Genomic DNA, 17,141 nt, shown 5'->3' on the forward strand with positions numbered 1-17,141 from the left:
CCATTAAAAAAGCCCCGCTAGCAGAGCTAACGGGGCTTTTGCCCTATTTCATTGCGCAAGCTTGTTGTTTGCGCAGCCGTACGGACGATACAAGCTTATTGATACTTGCTTGTTAATTACCCAAACACTAGCTTGCCTTCATTGGCGCTGATATGAATGGTATCGCCTGGCGCATACTTGCCCGCCAATAAGTCTTGTGCCAACGGATTCTCGATACGGCTCTGGATTGCCCGCTTCAGTGGCCTTGCACCATACACCGGGTCGAAACCGACGACTGCCAGTTGTGCCATCGCATCATCGCTGATATCCAAGCTCAAATCATGCTCAGCTAAGCGCACTTTCAAACGCGCTAACTGAATACCGGCAATCGCCTGAATTTGCTCTTGACCAAGGGCGTGGAACACCACCACTTCATCAATGCGGTTAATCAATTCAGGCCGGAAATGGTTACCCACCACCTCCATCACTGCACTTTTCATTGCTTCGTAGTCGTTATCATCTCCGCCCATGCGCTGAATAATGTCCGAGCCCATGTTAGAAGTCATTACGATCACTGTGTTGCGGAAATCGACCGTACGGCCTTGACCATCAGTTAAGCGACCATCTTCCAGCACTTGCAGCAGGATATTGAACACGTCCGGATGCGCTTTTTCCACTTCGTCCAGTAACAGCACCGAGTAAGGCTTACGACGTACCGCTTCAGTTAAGTAACCACCCTCTTCATAACCCACATAGCCTGGGGGCGCACCAATCAACCGAGCCACGGAGTGCTTCTCCATAAACTCTGACATATCGATACGCACCATCGCTTCTTCTGTATCAAACAAGAAGTTAGCTAGCGACTTACATAGCTCTGTTTTACCTACCCCAGTGGGGCCGAGGAACAGGAACGAGCCGTTAGGCCGATTCGGATCAGACAGCCCGGCACGTGAGCGACGCACCGCATTCGCCACGGCTTCTACCGCTTCATGCTGGCCAATCACCCGCTCGTGCAGTGCTTCTTCCATGCGCAGCAGCTTGTCCCGTTCGCCTTCCAACATCTTGGAGACCGGAATACCGGTCCAGCGGGAAACCACCTCGGCAATCTCTTCTTCGGTCACGTTTGAGCGCAGCAGCTGGTGGCTGGCTGTATCAGCCTCGCCTTCACCCGCTTCGCTAATTTTCTTCTCCAGCGCCGGAATTTTGCCGTACTGAATTTCCGACATACGCCCTAAATCGCCCTGGCGACGCGCTTGTTCAAGGTCAATACGCGCCTGCTCAAGCTCTGCTTTGAATTGGGCTGCACCCTGAATACTGGCTTTTTCAGCTTTCCAGATTTCATCCAAGTCAGCGTACTCACGCTCTAGCTCGTGAATCTGGTTATTCAGCGCTTCGAGGCGTTTCTTAGTGGCCTCATCGGTCTCTTTCTTAAGCGCTTCGCGCTCCATTTTCAGCTGGATTAGACGACGATCCAAACGATCCATCTCTTCAGGCTTAGAGTCCAGCTCCATGCGGATACGAGACGCCGCCTCGTCAATCAGGTCGATGGCTTTGTCGGGCAACTGCCGATCAGTGATATAGCGGGTAGAGAGCTTCGCCGCCGCAATAATCGCTGAATCGGTAATATCCACGCCGTGGTGGACTTCGTAACGCTCTTTTAAACCGCGCAGAATAGCCACCGTATCCTCTTCAGACGGCTCATCGACCAGCACCTTCTGGAAGCGGCGCTCCAGCGCGGCATCTTTTTCAATATATTTGCGATACTCATCCAGCGTTGTTGCGCCCACACAGTGCAACTCACCACGCGCCAACGCAGGTTTAAGCATATTACCTGCATCCATCGCACCTTCGGCTTTACCTGCGCCCACCATGGTGTGCAGCTCATCAATAAACAGGATGACCCGCCCCTCTTCCTGGGAGAGCTCTTTAAGCACCGCTTTTAGGCGCTCTTCAAACTCACCACGGAATTTAGCGCCTGCCAGCAGCGAGCCCATATCCAACGAAAGTACGCGTTTGTCTTTCAGGCCTTCGGGCACTTCGCCATTCACAATGCGCTGCGCTAAGCCTTCGACAATGGCGGTTTTCCCCACCCCTGGCTCACCGATCAGCACCGGGTTATTTTTGGTACGACGCTGCAGCACCTGAATGGTGCGGCGAATTTCATCGTCGCGGCCAATCACCGGATCCAGCTTGCCATCTAACGCACGCTGGGTAAGATCCATGGTGTATTTGTTAAGCGCTTCGCGCTGGTCTTCGGCATTGGGGTCATCGACCGTTGCACCACCGCGCAAGCTGTTGATTGCAGCTTCCAAGCCTTTCCGGTTCAGCCCCGCCTCTTTCATTAACTTGGTGACAGCACTGTTCATTTCCAGAGCTGCTAATAGCACTAATTCGCTGGCGATAAACTGGTCGCCACGCTTCTGCGCTTCTCGGTCAGTTAAGTTGAATAGCTTGATAAAGTCGCGGGATGGCTGTACATCTCCGTCGAACTGGCTGACTTTCGGCAAGTCATCAAGCTGCTGCTGCAAACCGTCGCGCAGACGTGAACTACTGCCCTCGGCTTTTTCAACCAGGGCTTTGATGCCAGTGTCTTTGGTATCGAGTAACGCAAGCAGTAAGTGCGCGGGATCAAGCTGATTATGGCCGTGCCCAACGGCAAGGGATTGCGCCTCAGAAATAGCGGCCTGTAATTTGGCAGTAAATTTATCGAATCGCATGGAATTCCTCCTGGGGGTGCCGTGCGTTTGGACCCACGGTGTTTCCCAATAACTTGTCTTTAATATGCTAAAAACGTTTAGCTTGACAAGTTAAATGGCGTCAGTTCCACGCATTTCAAGAGGCGCGCAACACAAGCTTGAAGGAATCGCGCTGCTTAATTGATCCAGATCACACTTGCCATGCGTCCCGTATTGCCATTGTCTCGGCGGTAGGAGTAAAAACGCGACTCGCAGGCAGTGCAGAAATGGCCACCGCTGATGTGATGGAGCCCTAATGCTTCTAAACGAAAGCGCGCCAAGCGGTAAAGATCCGCCATATAGTGGCCAAGACGATAGGGGCTGTGGTCAAACGCATCAGCCGTCTCAGGGTGTACCGCAACAAAGGCACCATACACCTCTGGCCCAACCTCAAACTGAGCATTCGAAATAGCCGGGCCCAGCCATACCAACACGTCATCAGGGTCGCAATTCATAGCAGCAACGGTCGCTTCCAATACACCACCCGCCAGCCCTCGCCAGCCTGCGTGCGCAACCGCGACTTGGGTGCCCTGGCGATTACAAAACAGCACCGGTAGGCAGTCTGCGGTTAACACCACACAGGCATAGTCGTTGCTGTTAGCAATCGCTGCGTCTGCTTCCGGTATATCGCTTTGATACGCCTGCTGGACCCGTGCGCCATGGGTTTGGTTAAGCCACAGTAGCGGTCGATCATCGCCGATTTCTTTGTGCAGCAAACGCCGACATAGCGCGACGTGATCTGCATTATCGCCTACATGGGTCGCTGGATTGAAGGCTGCAAAATCATCCTGGCTCGGCCCTGTTTCCCGAGTAGTCACAAACGCCCGCACATTCGCGGGGGCCGGCCAGTCAGGCAACAATAACGTGGGCTTTAGATCAATCGCATCGCTCATCTCATGGTCTCGCTATCTTCGCGCAGGTAGTCCAACAACATCAGTAGATCATCGGGCAAATCAGCATGAAAAGTAAGCGTTTCTCCACTCACCGGATGCACAAAACTGAGCTTCCGAGCATGCAGCGCCTGACGCGGAAATTCACGTAGAATCTCTTTTAACGGCGCAGCAGCGCCCGGCGGCAACTTTGCACGACCACTATAAAGCGGATCACCAATCAGCGGGTAGCGGGCATGGGCCATATGAACACGAATTTGATGGGTACGCCCGGTTTCAAGCGTGCAACGCACATGGGTATGTGCACGAAAACGCTCTACCACGCGAAAGTGCGTTACCGCCGGTTTTCCAGATGCCGTAACTGCTTGGCGCTTACGGTCTTTTGGGTGTCGACCAATCGGCGCATCAATGGTGCTACCCGACACTGGTTTACCAATCACTACCGCATCGTACTGGCGGGAGACACTACGTGCCTGCAACTGTTCAACCAACGCCGTTTGTGCGGGCAACGTTTTTGCCACCATCATCAGGCCAGTGGTGTCTTTATCCAGACGATGTACGATCCCAGCGCGCGGCACTTCCGCCAGCGCAGCATGATGATGAAGCAGTGCATTTAACAGCGTGCCATCAGGGTTGCCCGCAGCAGGATGTACCACCATTCCAGCGGCCTTATTGATAACCATCACCGCGTCATCTTCATACACGATATCAAGCGGAATATCCTGAGCTTCGAAACGCGTATCGTCTTCGATGGTCGCTTTTAGTGCTAATGTTTCATGGCCGTGCAGCTTGGCCTTCGGCTTTACTTTAGCGCCGTCAACAGTGAGCTCACCGGCGTTGATCCACGCTTTCAACCGTTCGCGGGAATAATCGCTGAACAACTCAGCTGCGGCTTGGTCTAAACGCGCGCCTGCTAATGTCGCGGGTACCCGCTGCGTGGCTTCAACAATACGAGACATGAATAACCTCTTTAAGACACAAACGGCTTTTTAGGACACCAACAGCGTTGTCGCTATTTGACACTGCTTAACTTTTCAAACGGCACTGACGTGTCGCTAAGCCTGCGTTTTGCGTCTAGGTGATTTATAGTGGGTGAACTGCGACCTATTCTACCATTTCTACTTATGGCCATCGTCGCTTTTCGGTGATTGAGGCTTGTTTGCAACGAGGATGATGATGCGCGCTTTTTCCGCTGCCAACCGCTTTGGCGCCCTAGCCTTAAGCCTTGCTCTTCTGGCAGGCTGTGCCAGTAATAACGCCACCCCTGAAGAAGACGATGAATTCGAGGGTGTGCAAGAACGTGAACTCTATGAACTTGCGCGCACAGCGCTGGATAGCAACCGTTTTCCTATTGCCATTGAGCGGCTTGAAGCGCTCGATACCCGCTATCCGTTTGGCCCCCACGCCGAACAAGCCCAGCTTGAGCTGATTTACGCCTACTACGAAAACAGCAACTGGGAAGAGGCTCGCGCTGCTGCTAGTCGCTTCATTCGCCTGCACCCTGATCACCCGCAGGTGGATTACGCCTACTATTTACGCGGCCTTTCTGCTTGGCAAGCGGGACGATTTAGCCTTGAGCGACTGCGCCTGATTGATATCTCCAAGCGCGACTTGGGCGCCTCACGGGACGCTTACAACGACTTCCGCGAATTAATCCAACGCTTTCCACAAAGCGAATACGCCCCTGATGCCCAACAGCGTATTGTCTATTTACGTGAATTGCTGGCCCGCCATGAACTACATGTCGCAGACTACTACCTGCGCCGTGGCGCCTTCTTAGCCGCCATTGAACGCGGCCGCTGGGTGATTGAAAACTATCCGGAGTCCAACGCAACGCGTGATGCGTTGGCAACCATGGTAGAAGGTTATCAAGGGCTTGGTATGAAGGATCGCGCAGATGAAGTGCTTGTCGTTCTGCGAGAAAATGCACCAGACCATGAGCAGCTACGAGGCAATCGTTTTGTACCTAAACATGACAACGCTGATAATTAATAGACATCTCATACAGCGCTGATGCGTATAAAGCTATTTGACTTTTACTTTAAAACCACGTTTCGGCGTGGTTTTTTCTTGTTAGGAAATGCTTTTATTTAGACGTTATTCACACTCTGGCGCATCGTCAAAAGCTTAATAAATGTTGTACAAAAATTATGCAAAATGTACATTACTCCTACCTTAATAACAAAGTGCCTGCTCGGAGCTAATGGAATGATCGCCTCCAAATCTCGATTATCAAAGACGACTATCAGCACACGCCTAGCCTTCGCCTTCTCTACCTTATTGATATTACTTGTTATTTTAACAGCAATAGGTATTTATCAGGTTAATCAAATTAACCGCGGGCTCACCTCTATTAATGATGTAAATGGCGCTAAGCAGCGTTTTGCAGTTGATATGCGAGGCAGCGTTCATGACCGCGCCATTGCGCTACGTGACATCGTTATGACGACGGATGCTAGCCGCTTAACAACACTTAATGAAGAGATGCGGCAACTGGCTGTTAATTACGATACAGCCATTGAAGGTATGCAACGAGTGATCAGTGATACAGATACAACGCCACAAGAGCAAAGTATCTTGTCTTCTATTAGCACCCAGGCCGATATAGTAGAAGCCCTTACTCAGCAAGTACTTGATGCCAGAACCTCTGATACTCTTACCCGTGCCCAAGCCATAACACTTGAGCAGGCTGGCCCTGCTTACGCTGAGTGGCTTAATCGGATTAATCAATTTATTAATTTACAAGAGCAAATTAATAACGCTTCAACGGCGGCGGCCCGCAGCACTGCCTCTGGTTTTCAAATGCAAATGCTTGGGTTAACACTATTTGCTGTCGTGATTGGGGGAGCCATTGCGCTGTTTTTATCACGCCAACTGCTGCGCGAACTCGGTGCAGAACCTTACGAAGTGAAGGCCTTTGCAGAAGCTATTGGTCGCGGTGAGCTGACCAATCAGCCAACTCTTAAAGCAGGCGACACTCGTAGCATCATGGCATCGCAGGTTGCCATGTCAAAACAGTTACAATCCATTGTGGCGCAAGTTCGCTCTTCAGCAGACGCCGTAGCTTCTAATAGCGAACAAATTGCCGAAGGGAATAACGATCTCTCTTCACGTACCGAGCAGCAAGCCAGTGCATTAGCAGAAACAGCATCAGCGATGGAGCAGCTCAATAGTACGGTCAAGCTCAACGCAGACAATTCACAACAAGCAAGCCAGGAAGCGGCCAGCGCTTCGAAAACAGCTACTGAAGGCGGCGAAGCTGTACGTCAGGTAGTGACGACCATGAACGAGCTCAATAAAAGCTCACAAGAAATTGCCGGCATTATATCCACCATCGATGCTATCGCTTTTCAAACCAACATTCTTGCGTTAAACGCGTCTGTAGAAGCTGCCCGTGCTGGCGAGCATGGCCGAGGGTTCGCAGTAGTGGCAGAAGAAGTACGGAATCTTGCTCAACGCAGCGCTGATGCCGCCCGTGAAATAAACGACCTGATTTCTAATAACTTAGAGCGTGTTAATAACGGTAACGCGCGGGCAGAGGAAGCCAGTCGATCAACTGAAAATATCGTAGCTGCTATTGGGCGAGTTACCAGAATTATGCAGGAAATTAGCCATGCCAGCGCCGAACAAAGCACCGGTGTTCAAGAGGTTGGCCAAGCGATCACTGAGATGGATCAAGTAACCCAGCAGAACGCTGCACTAGTAGAGGAGAGCGCTAATGCTGCGAATCATCTGCGCCAGAACGCTCATCAACTGCTAGACGCCATGAGCGTTTTCAAACTGCCCGCTGGTCAACAGCACACTTATATGCAAGCAGTGGTAAGCCGCGGTAGAACGCAAGACCCAACGGCGCATAACGCTCCTAATATACCCGTTTTGAAGCGCCAGACCGCCGAGTCTTCTTGGGACAGTTTTTAAGCAATTTGAGCAGAAACTGGCGCCTTAATCGCCTGGCTGCCAACCATTCACAATCGGGTAACGTCGGTCACGCCCAAACCCCCGGGGCGTGACCCGCACTCCAACAGGGGCTTGGCGGCGCTTATATTCACAGCGGTCAACCAGCTTCACCACTTTGTAAACATCTTCCTCATCAAACCCAGCGGCGATAATCGCTTCAGCACTCATATCACCTTCAATGTAGCTCACTAGAATGGCGTCTAGCACGTCGTAATCAGGCAAGGAGTCACTATCTTGCTGGTCGGGAGCCAGCTCTGCACTGGGTGGGCGCTCAATCACCCGTTCAGGAATAGCCAGAGACTGGGTGTTGCGCCAGCGAGCCAAACGGTACACCCAGGTTTTATAAACGTCTTTAATAGCATTATAACCACCCACCATATCGCCATAGAGCGTGGCGTAACCCACCGCCATTTCGCTTTTATTACCGGTGGTCAACACCATGAGACCTTTCTTGTTGGAAATCGCCATTAACAGAACACCGCGACAGCGCGACTGCAGATTCTCTTCGGTGGTGTCCCGCTCAGTGCCAGCAAAGCTTTCCGCTAACGTGCCCATAAACGCGTCGACCATCGGCTCGATGGGCATTACGTCATAATGAACGCCCAATATGTCAGCCTGTTCGGCAGCGTCCTGTTTCGAAATATCTGCCGTATAGTGGTAGGGCATCATCACCGCCTGAACCCGCTGCGGGCCGAGTGCATCAACGGCAATAGCCAGAGAAAGTGCCGAATCAATACCTCCAGAAAGCCCCAGCACAACGCCTTTGAAACCGCTTTTGTTGACGTAATCCCGTAGTCCTGTGACTAGGGCGCAATACAGGCTCTCTTCCGGCGAAGTATCCGGCTCAATTTCACCCGCCTGAGGCTCCCAGGTATCAGCATTTTTTTGCAGTAACTGAACCGGCATTAAGCCTGCCTGCCAGTAAGGAGCCAGCACTTTGAGTTCGCCTTGGGCATCCACACAGCTAGAGCCGCCATCGAAAACCAGTTCATCCTGACCACCGATGGTGTTCACGTATACAATCGGGCGACTCACCTCCTGGGCGCGCAGCGCTAACAGGCGCAGACGCTCGTTGGGCTTATCCTGATGATAGGGAGAGGCGTTTAAGCTGATCAGCACTTCTGCACCGGCTTCACGGGCAGCATTGACAGGCGCTCCTTCCCAGAGATCTTCACAAATCAGCAGCCCTAGCTTGGCACCTTTGTGCTCATACACTAATGGCTGGGTACCCGGCGTAAAGTAGCGCTGCTCGTCAAACACCTGATAATTAGGCAGCGCCTGCTTGGCGTATTCTGCTTCCCATTGGCCGTTGTACAGTACACCTGCTAGGTTGTAGCGCTCCCCTTCACGTACGCCGGGGTAGCCAATAATCACCAGCACATCCCGGGAGATTTTTTCTGCCATTTTAGCCCGCGCTTCACGTAAGCGAGCTTCCATCGATGGGCGAAGCAGCAAATCCTCCGGCGGGTAGCCTGACAAGAAAAGCTCTGGGAAGACAACAATATCCGCCCCATGTTCGATCCTCGCTTCGCGCACCGCTTCAATGGCGCGTGCAGCATTGCCGGGAATATCTCCCACTAGAGGGTCGAGTTGGGCCATTACCAGCGTTAAGTCTTGCATGGGCGTTAAAATCTCTTGAGAATCTTTGGAATACGTTGCCGTTTACCTAAATACATTGTCCCGCAAGGACTGCCAACAGGCAAAGGTTAGGCGGCACTCATGCTATTCTAGCGATTATTACATCCCACCATGGGAGTCATAGAGGATGAACCTTTTGATCATTCGGCTGATTATTTTTGCCGTGCTGTTCTATGTGGGCCTGAAGCTTTATGGCCTCTACCGAGAGCGCAGACTTACCCACCAAGAGAGCGAACCAAAACGCCATGAAGGCGGCCAGATGGTGCGCTGCCGTTGGTGCGACGTACATGTTCCAGAAGAGGAAGCCCTGCGCGCAAGCGAACAGTGGTTTTGTTCAAGCGCTCATCGCGATCGGTATTTGCAAGAGCAACAAGACAAGCAGAAACGTGATGAGCAACGCTAACCATAGACGATCTCCATCATTCACTATGCTAATACGTCATTAACCGGTCTGGTGTCGGCTGAAAGGGTGTTGGGTCGATAAGTGCCTCACGCCCTAATAGCTGATCAACCAAAACGTGGGTAGACGCTGGTGCAAGCACTAACCCATTGCGGTAGTGGCCTGCGTTCACGTAAATATTGAACCACTCCGGTAGCGCACCAATAAATGGAATACCGTCTGGCGAACCTGGACGCAATCCTGCCCAATGATAAGCGACTGGGTAATCTGACAGCGTAGGCACTATGCTTTCTGCGGTCTGTTTAAGTGACGCTAGCGCTTCACTGTCGGTCGCTTTATCAAAGCCCGCCTCTTCTAAGGTTGAACCTACCAGCAGCAAACCATCGCCACGTGGGATAATGTAACGGCCATCTTTTAACACTACGCGCTGCACCAACCCTAGCGGCGCTTGATAAGCAATCATTTGGCCTTTTACTGGGCGTACCGGTAGGCGAATCGTTAAGTTTTCTAACAGCTTGGCTGTCCAGGCTCCACCACACACAATTACTTTTTCTGCACGTTGCTCCCCTTGCGCCGTCTTAGCGCCCAGCACCTGTCGGTCACGTGTTATAAAACCACTTACCTCGCAGCCTTCATTAAGCACCACGTTAGGCATAGCCAAAAGCCGAGCGCGCAGCGCTTGCCCTAGGCGAGGATTACGCACACTGCCTAGCGTTGGCATCCACAGTGCGCCATCCTGCGCCGAAACCACCTTAGGCTCCTTTTGATGAACAAAGTCAGCGCTGACACGCTCCAGTGGCTTGCCAAGCTGACGCGCCCACCCAAGTGCTGTTTCCGCATCGTCAACATTGAGATAGAGCAGTCCCTTTTGTCGATATTCAGGATCAATGCCAGTTTCTTCTAGCAAGCGCAGCGACAACGTGGGGTATACGCCTTCAGACCAGCGCGACAGCTGTGAGATCGGCGGCGCGTACCGCCATGGATAAAGTGGTGAGACAATCCCTCCGCCAGCCCAGGAAGACTCTTGTCCACAAATACCGCGCTCTACGATCGTGACGTGCTGTCCAGCATCTGCTAATTGCAGTGCCGTCATCATTCCGATCACGCCACCACCAATAATTAAGAAATTGCTCACAACGTTTGTCCGCTTTGGCTTACATAAAAAAAGAACAATGCGAGGTAGGCTGTAAAAAAAACAAACTGGGAGCCACCATGCCACCTTCTCTTCATGGCGTACCTCTTACGCGCACCCAAGGTTTCACCCTTCTCGAACTGGTCATTACACTACTGCTTATTTCAGCATTAGCCGCTTGGGGAATTCCAAATTTTCAGGCACTTGGCCGCAATACAGCGGTAACAGCTGATATTAACAGATTGCAGACAGCCTTTTCTCTCGCACGCAACACAGCAATTACGCAGCGTATAACCACCACCATTTGCCCAGCAAACGCTGCTAAAAGCGCTTGCACACGCGATTGGAGCAATGCTCTATTGGTCGTTAAAGGAGATTCCATTAATCACATCCGCAGCAATGACATTGTGAGGGTATTTCCAGCACAGGCAACGACAGCCATATCGTATAGCCGCGGCACACGCCGAGTAAGCTACAGCACCCTTGGTCACACAAACGGTTTTAACGGCAGTTTTAATCTTTGCGCGGAAAACACCCGAGGGAGAAAGCTTGTGCTGAGCAGACTAGGTCGGCTGCGTATTGATGAAACGCCCATCGATTGTTGAACTAATAGCGTGATCTAGTTAGACAAAACTCGATGGGCGGTAGTGAATAGTGATAATTGTTAATGCCAACTACTAACAATGGCAGTCAATCAGGCAATGCCATCTAAATAGCGCTCAGCATCTAGCGCTGCCATGCAGCCACTGCCAGCAGAAGTAATTGCTTGGCGATAGATATGATCCATCACATCACCGCAGGCAAACACACCCGGCACGCTAGTAGCTGTTGCATTGCCCTCAAGGCCTGATTTCACCTTGATATAGCCACCGTTCATTTCCAGCTGGCCTTCAAAAATCCCCGTATTAGGGCTGTGGCCGATAGCGATGAACAACCCTGGCGCGTGAATCTCTTTACTGGAACCGTCTTTAGTCGACTTAACGCGTACGCCAGTGACCCCGGTGTTATCGCCTAACACCTCGTCCACTTCATAGAACCACTCAAGAACAATTTTTCCTGCTTCAACTTTTTCGAGCAGCTTATCCTGCAGGATTTTCTCGGCGCGTAAGGTATCGCGACGATGCACTAAGGTAACCTTTGAGGCGATATTTGAGAGATAAAGTGCCTCCTCAACAGCCGTATTACCGCCCCCCACCACGATCACTTCTTGATTGCGATAAAAGAAGCCATCGCAGGTGGCACAAGCAGACACCCCTTGCCCCATAAATTGCTGCTCGGTTGGCAAGCCCAGGTAGCGTGCGCTGGCACCGGTGGCAATAATCAGCGCATCACAGGTGTAAATTCCGCTATCCCCTTTCAAGGTGTACGGTTTTTCACCTAAGCTGACCTCATTGATATGGTCAAACAGTACTTCTGTATTAAAGCGCTCAGCGTGCTGCTTCATGCGCTCCATCAACTCCGGCCCCTGAACACCTTGAGCGTCGCCCGGCCAGTTATCGACATCGGTTGTGGTGGTCAGTTGGCCACCTGCCTGCAGGCCAGTAATGAGCAGCGGCTTTAAATTAGCACGGGCTGCATACACCGCTGCCGTATATCCTGCAGGGCCGGAACCAAGAATAATTAAACGTTCATGACGCGTTTCCATGACACCACCTTTGTCATAATTGAGCAGATATCGTTTGCAAGAGAGTCTGCCTGAAATGGCGTCAAGTACAAGCAATTACAAGGGTTAACCTTCGCTATTAGGTGAAGACGACTTGAAAGCCAAGGGTGAAACACCCATGTGCTATTAAGAAGATCAGCCATACTAAGGATACGCCACATTGAAAAAAAGCCGTGACCATCGCGCCAAGTGAGTCGCCATGAACACGCTGTCAACAGCAATTCGCTCAAGGCCAAGCAATTAGAGGAGAAAACAATGGGCAAGATACCCGATACGCTCACTACCCTAGACGTGGGCAACCACACGTATCATTACTACAGCCTACCAAAAGCCGCCGATGCGCTCGGTAATATCGATCGGCTACCCAAAACGCTCAAAATTCTACTCGAAAACCAGCTGCGCTTTGGTGACGACGAAAGTGTTGACCAAGAAGATATTCAGGCGTTAGTGGACTGGCAAAAAGAGGGCAAATCAAGCCGTGAGATCGGCTACCGCCCTGCTCGCGTACTCATGCAAGATTTCACCGGCGTGCCTGGGGTGGTTGATCTTGCCTCTATGCGCGCTGCGGTTGAAAAGTTGGGCGAAGATCCCGCGCGTATTAACCCGCTTTCTCCGGTTGATCTTGTGATCGACCACTCGGTGATGGTCGATAAATTCGGCAACGCCGCGGCATTTCAAGAAAACGTCGATATCGAAATGCAGCGTAACGGCGAGCGCTATGAGTTTCTACGCTGGGGCCAGCAAGCGTTCGACAACTTTAGCGTTGTACCTCCCGGCACCGGCATTTGTCACCAGGTTAACCTAGAGTACCTGGGCCGAACTGTATGGACGAAAGAGGAAGATGGGCAGACGTTTGCCTATCCCGACACCTTAGTTGGCACCGACTCCCACACCACCATGATCAACGGCCTGGGCGTACTTGGCTGGGGCGTGGGCGGTATCGAAGCGGAAGCGGCGATGCTTGGTCAGCCGGTTTCGATGCTGATTCCTGAGGTTATTGGCTTCAAGCTAAACGGCAAGTTGCGTGAAGGCATTACCGCCACCGATCTTGTGCTCACGGTCACTGAAATGCTGCGCAAAAAAGGCGTGGTGGGTAAGTTTGTTGAATTCTATGGGGATGGCCTTAACGACTTACCCTTAGCTGACCGTGCCACTATCGCCAATATGGCACCGGAATATGGCGCGACCTGCGGCTTTTTCCCGGTAGACGACGAAACAATCAACTACATGCGCCTGACCGGCCGTGAAGATGAACAACTAGCTTTAGTAGAAGCATATAGTAAAGCCCAGGGCCTATGGCGCGAGCCAGGCGATGAACCGATCTTTACAGACTCTCTCAGTCTCGATATGGACGAGGTTGAAGCTAGCCTTGCTGGCCCAAAACGTCCTCAAGATCGTGTGGCGCTGAAAGACATGGCCGCTGCGTTCGACAAATTTATGAAAGAGGACACCACCGCCGACTCAACCGCAAAAGGGAAACTCTCTTCAGAAGGCGGCCAAACGGCAGTCGGGGTTGAGCGCAGTTTTAAACATGACACCAGCCAAGACGTTAAGCTCAACGACCAAGACTTCAGCCTCGACCCAGGCGCGGTGGTAATCGCAGCCATTACCTCGTGTACCAATACGTCTAATCCCAGCGTCATGATGGCAGCCGGCCTGCTGGCCCGTAATGCTCGCCAAAAGGGGCTCACCACGAAGCCCTGGGTAAAAACCTCCCTTGCCCCAGGTTCGAAGGTAGTAACCGATTACTTGGCAGCTGCTAACTTAAGCGATGACTTGAACGCGCTAGGCTTTAACTTAGTGGGTTATGGCTGCACGACCTGTATCGGCAACTCCGGCCCACTTCCCGACGAAATCGAAGAAGCAATCAATAGCGGCGACCTTGCCGTAGCATCGGTACTTTCAGGCAACCGCAACTTTGAAGGCCGTGTACACCCGCTGGTAAAAACAAACTGGCTCGCCTCACCGCCCCTGGTGGTCGCCTATGCGTTAGCCGGTAATGTGCAGTGCGACTTAACCACCGAGCCACTCGGCCAGGATAGCGAAGGCAACCCGGTTTACCTCAAAGATATCTGGCCTTCTCAGGCAGATATCGCCAATGCCGTTGAGCAAGTCAACACCGAGATGTTCCGTAAAGAGTATGGCGCGGTATTTGAGGGCGACGATACCTGGAAAGCAATCAACGTCCCTGAAAGTAAGGTATACCAGTGGCCTGAATCAACTTACATCCAGCATCCGCCATTTTTTGAAGGCATGGAGCGCGAGCCAGACGCTATCGAAGATGTTAAAAACGCACGCGTGTTAGCCATGCTGGGCGATTCGGTGACCACCGACCATATCTCCCCAGCGGGCTCTATCAAGCCTGACAGCCCTGCTGGGCGCTATCTTCAGGAGCACGGCGTCAAGCCTGTTGATTTCAACTCCTATGGCTCTCGTCGGGGCAATCATGAAGTGATGATGCGCGGCACCTTTGCTAACGTGCGCATTAAAAACGAAATGCTGGACGGGGTTGTCGGTGGTGAAACCCGACATGTACCCAGCGGCGAGCAAATGGCGATTTACGATGCCGCCATGAAATATAAAGAGGAAGGAACTCCTCTAGTGGTGATTGCTGGTAAAGAGTATGGCACCGGCTCTTCACGGGATTGGGCAGCCAAAGGCACCCGCTTATTGGGTGTACGCGCGGTGATTGCCGAGTCCTATGAACGTATTCACCGTTCAAACCTAATTGGCATGGGCGTGGTACCGCTGCAGTTCCCTGAAGGTGAAAGCCGTGAAACGCTTGGATTGACAGGTGATGAAGAAATCTCAATTGCTGGCTTGAGCGATTTAAGCCCAGGTGGCACTGTGAAAATTGTCATCAAAAATGAAGATGGGGAGCGCACCGTTGATGCCAAGTGCCGAATTGATACCGTCAATGAGCTGGCTTACTACCGCCACGGTGGTATCCTTCACTACGTGCTGCGCAAGATGATCGGCGCAGCGTAGAAAGTAACACCTACCAATGCTTGCATCGCCCCCACTTCGGTGGGGGCTTTTTTTGCATGCTACTTTAGATTTTATTTAATTAGAAAGCTCTACGACGATAGGTGCGGTATTCTGGCGACCAACATGCTTTCTCGATACGCTCACGCAGTTCAGTGCCACTAGTTTTAAGCGCCACACCATTTTGCTGGGCCTGAGCAGCCACTTCAAAGGCAATTGATTTGCTGATATCACGAATTCGCGACAGCGGCGGTAACAGTGCACCTTTGCCCTCTTTGACCAAAGGCGCTTCGCGGGCTAAAGCCCGAGAAGCACTCATCAGCATTTCATCAGTGACACGATTAGCACCCGCCGCAATCACACCCAGGCCAATACCAGGGAAGATATAGGCGTTATTGCACTGAGCAATCGGGTAAGTGCGTCCGTTATATACCACAGGGGCGAAAGGACTGCCTGTGGCGACCAGCGCTTGGCCATCGGTCCAACAAATCACATCTTCAGGAACCGCTTCTGCCTGAGAGGTAGGGTTGGAAAGAGGCATAATCACTGGATGCTCGCACCCAGCGTGCATCGTACGCACCACTTGTTCGGTAAAAATACCGCGCTTACCGCATACACCAATGAGAATTGTCGGTTTGATCTGGGCAATCGTGTCTTCAAGCCCCTGGCTATTCCAGCTAGCGACCAGCTCAGGTGAGTGTGCCAAGCGGCGTTGAAAGTCTCGTTGCCAGGGCTGATCAGTAGTCATCAACCCATCTCGATCGACAACGAATATCCGCGCTCGAGCTTCGCTTTCAGTCAGCCCCTCTGCCTGCATAGACACAACTACCTGCTCAGCAATGCCACAACCCGCCGAACCGCCACCTACAAACACCACACGCTGCTGAGCGATGGTTTCTTGACGAGCCTGACATGCCGCCATCAAGGTGCCGACCACCACCGAGGCAGTACCTTGCACATCGTCATTAAAGCAGCACAAGTCATCTCGGTAGCGTTCTAATAGCGGCACTGCGTTCGCTTGGGCAAAGTCTTCAAACTGAAGCAATACGTTCGGCCAACGACGTTTTACAGCAGTAATAAATTCCGCCATAAACGCATCATACTCTTCTTGACTAACCCGTTCATGACGCCAACCCATGTACATAGGGTCGTCCAGCAATGCCTGATTGTTAGTACCCACATCAATCATAATCGGCAGCGTATAGGCGGGGCTAATACCTCCACAAGCGGTGTAAAGCGCTAATTTACCAATAGGAATACCCATTCCACCGATGCCTTGGTCACCCAAGCCTAGAATCCGCTCCCCATCAGTGACAACAATGACTTTCACGTTATCTTTGGTGGCACTGCGCAGGATATCGTCCATGTGCTCGCGATCTGGATAGCTGATAAACAGCCCCCGGTGATTGCGATAAATATTAGAGAACTCCTGACACGCCTGCCCGACCGTAGGGGTGTAAATAATCGGTAGCATCTCTTCCAGATGCTGGGAAACTAAACGGAAGTAAAGCGTTTCATTATCGTCTTGAATAGCACGCAGATGGATATGCTTTTCAAGATCACTATGACACTGCTGATACTGGCGATATGCTCTCGACAGCTGTTCATCAATAGACTCAACTTTTTGTGGCAATAAACCGATCAAGTTAAAGGCTAGCCGCTCCTCTTGAGTAAACGCGCTGCCTTTGTTCAATAGCGGCATTTCAAGCAAAGAAGGACCGGCATAAGGAATGTATAAGGGGCGTTTACTCATCGTGGACAT

The 17,141-nt window shown here is 51.9% G+C and carries 12 protein-coding genes; 5 read left to right on the top strand and 7 right to left on the bottom strand.

Features of this window, described 5'->3' with window-relative positions:
• Window positions 1–116: 116 nt before the first annotated feature.
• The 3 genes from clpB to rluD form a co-directional block, all read right to left on the bottom strand.
• Window positions 117–2,696 (bottom strand): ATP-dependent chaperone ClpB, encoded by a 2,580-nt coding sequence (clpB, locus tag CR46_RS0115905; protein WP_030074341.1) that lies wholly within the window; start codon window positions 2,694–2,696, stop codon window positions 117–119.
• 155 nt (window positions 2,697–2,851) lie between these two features.
• Entirely contained in the window at window positions 2,852–3,607 is a 756-nt protein-coding gene (pgeF, locus tag CR46_RS0115910) for a peptidoglycan editing factor PgeF (protein WP_030074342.1), read from the bottom strand.
• The gene (gene rluD / locus CR46_RS0115915) at window positions 3,604–4,563 is read right to left on the bottom strand and encodes a 23S rRNA pseudouridine(1911/1915/1917) synthase RluD (protein ID WP_030074343.1); all 960 of its coding nucleotides are present in this window, start codon (window positions 4,561–4,563) and stop codon (window positions 3,604–3,606) included. The genes pgeF and rluD overlap by 4 nt, the downstream gene beginning before the upstream one ends.
• A gap of 217 nt (window positions 4,564–4,780) precedes the next feature.
• Here rluD and CR46_RS0115920 point away from each other — a divergent pair, with 217 nt between their 5' ends.
• Entirely contained in the window at window positions 4,781–5,596 is an 816-nt protein-coding gene (locus CR46_RS0115920) for an outer membrane protein assembly factor BamD (RefSeq protein ID WP_030074344.1), read from the top strand.
• Between the two features lie 216 nt (window positions 5,597–5,812).
• Window positions 5,813–7,522, top strand: coding sequence for a methyl-accepting chemotaxis protein (locus tag CR46_RS0115925; protein ID WP_035536918.1), 1,710 nt, complete (start codon window positions 5,813–5,815; stop codon window positions 7,520–7,522).
• 24 nt (window positions 7,523–7,546) lie between these two features.
• Here CR46_RS0115925 and CR46_RS0115930 read toward each other — a convergent pair whose 3' ends face one another.
• Window positions 7,547–9,181: an NAD+ synthase gene (locus CR46_RS0115930; protein WP_030074346.1), complete on the bottom strand. Its 1,635-nt coding sequence runs from the start codon at window positions 9,179–9,181 to the stop codon at window positions 7,547–7,549.
• A gap of 145 nt (window positions 9,182–9,326) precedes the next feature.
• On the opposite strand from CR46_RS0115930, the gene CR46_RS0115935 reads away from it, so the two are divergent.
• Window positions 9,327–9,602 (top strand): PP0621 family protein, encoded by a 276-nt coding sequence (locus CR46_RS0115935; RefSeq protein WP_030074347.1) that lies wholly within the window; start codon window positions 9,327–9,329, stop codon window positions 9,600–9,602.
• Between the two features lie 28 nt (window positions 9,603–9,630).
• On the opposite strand, the gene thiO is transcribed toward CR46_RS0115935, so the two are convergent.
• The gene (thiO, locus tag CR46_RS0115940; RefSeq protein WP_030074348.1) at window positions 9,631–10,734 is read right to left on the bottom strand and encodes a glycine oxidase ThiO; all 1,104 of its coding nucleotides are present in this window, start codon (window positions 10,732–10,734) and stop codon (window positions 9,631–9,633) included.
• A 77-nt stretch (window positions 10,735–10,811) separates the two neighbouring features.
• Between thiO and CR46_RS0115945 the strand changes: the two genes are divergently transcribed.
• Window positions 10,812–11,336: a GspH/FimT family pseudopilin gene (locus CR46_RS0115945; RefSeq protein WP_030074349.1), complete on the top strand. Its 525-nt coding sequence runs from the start codon at window positions 10,812–10,814 to the stop codon at window positions 11,334–11,336.
• A gap of 89 nt (window positions 11,337–11,425) precedes the next feature.
• Here CR46_RS0115945 and trxB read toward each other — a convergent pair whose 3' ends face one another.
• Entirely contained in the window at window positions 11,426–12,376 is a 951-nt protein-coding gene (gene trxB, locus CR46_RS0115950) for a thioredoxin-disulfide reductase (protein WP_030074350.1), read from the bottom strand.
• Between the two features lie 273 nt (window positions 12,377–12,649).
• Here trxB and acnA point away from each other — a divergent pair, with 273 nt between their 5' ends.
• A complete protein-coding gene (gene acnA, locus CR46_RS0115955; RefSeq protein WP_030074351.1) occupies window positions 12,650–15,382 on the top strand; it encodes an aconitate hydratase AcnA in 2,733 nt (910 codons plus the stop codon).
• A 79-nt stretch (window positions 15,383–15,461) separates the two neighbouring features.
• Here the strand turns inward: acnA and CR46_RS0115960 are convergent, their stop codons facing one another.
• Window positions 15,462–17,141 carry an NAD-dependent malic enzyme gene (locus CR46_RS0115960; protein ID WP_030074352.1) on the bottom strand — a complete coding sequence of 560 codons (1,680 nt, stop codon included), beginning with the start codon at window positions 17,139–17,141 and terminating at the stop codon, window positions 15,462–15,464.

This window comes from Vreelandella neptunia, from assembly GCF_000712975.1.
Classification (GTDB): Bacteria; Pseudomonadota; Gammaproteobacteria; order Pseudomonadales; family Halomonadaceae; genus Vreelandella; species Vreelandella qaidamensis.

Coding starts and splice junctions, on each gene's coding strand:
- CR46_RS0115935 (WP_030074347.1), top strand. CDS start 9,327: ATGAACCTTTTGATCATTCGGCTGATTATTTTTGCCGTGCTGTTCTAT.
- acnA (WP_030074351.1), top strand. CDS start 12,650: ATGGGCAAGATACCCGATACGCTCACTACCCTAGACGTGGGCAACCAC.
- CR46_RS0115945 (WP_030074349.1), top strand. CDS start 10,812: ATGCCACCTTCTCTTCATGGCGTACCTCTTACGCGCACCCAAGGTTTC.
- CR46_RS0115960 (WP_030074352.1), bottom strand. CDS start 17,141: ATGTCCACGATGAGTAAACGCCCCTTATACATTCCTTATGCCGGTCCT.
- CR46_RS0115920 (WP_030074344.1), top strand. CDS start 4,781: ATGCGCGCTTTTTCCGCTGCCAACCGCTTTGGCGCCCTAGCCTTAAGC.
- trxB (WP_030074350.1), bottom strand. CDS start 12,376: ATGGAAACGCGTCATGAACGTTTAATTATTCTTGGTTCCGGCCCTGCA.
- clpB (WP_030074341.1), bottom strand. CDS start 2,696: ATGCGATTCGATAAATTTACTGCCAAATTACAGGCCGCTATTTCTGAG.
- rluD (WP_030074343.1), bottom strand. CDS start 4,563: ATGTCTCGTATTGTTGAAGCCACGCAGCGGGTACCCGCGACATTAGCA.
- pgeF (WP_030074342.1), bottom strand. CDS start 3,607: ATGAGCGATGCGATTGATCTAAAGCCCACGTTATTGTTGCCTGACTGG.
- CR46_RS0115925 (WP_035536918.1), top strand. CDS start 5,813: ATGATCGCCTCCAAATCTCGATTATCAAAGACGACTATCAGCACACGC.
- CR46_RS0115930 (WP_030074346.1), bottom strand. CDS start 9,181: ATGCAAGACTTAACGCTGGTAATGGCCCAACTCGACCCTCTAGTGGGA.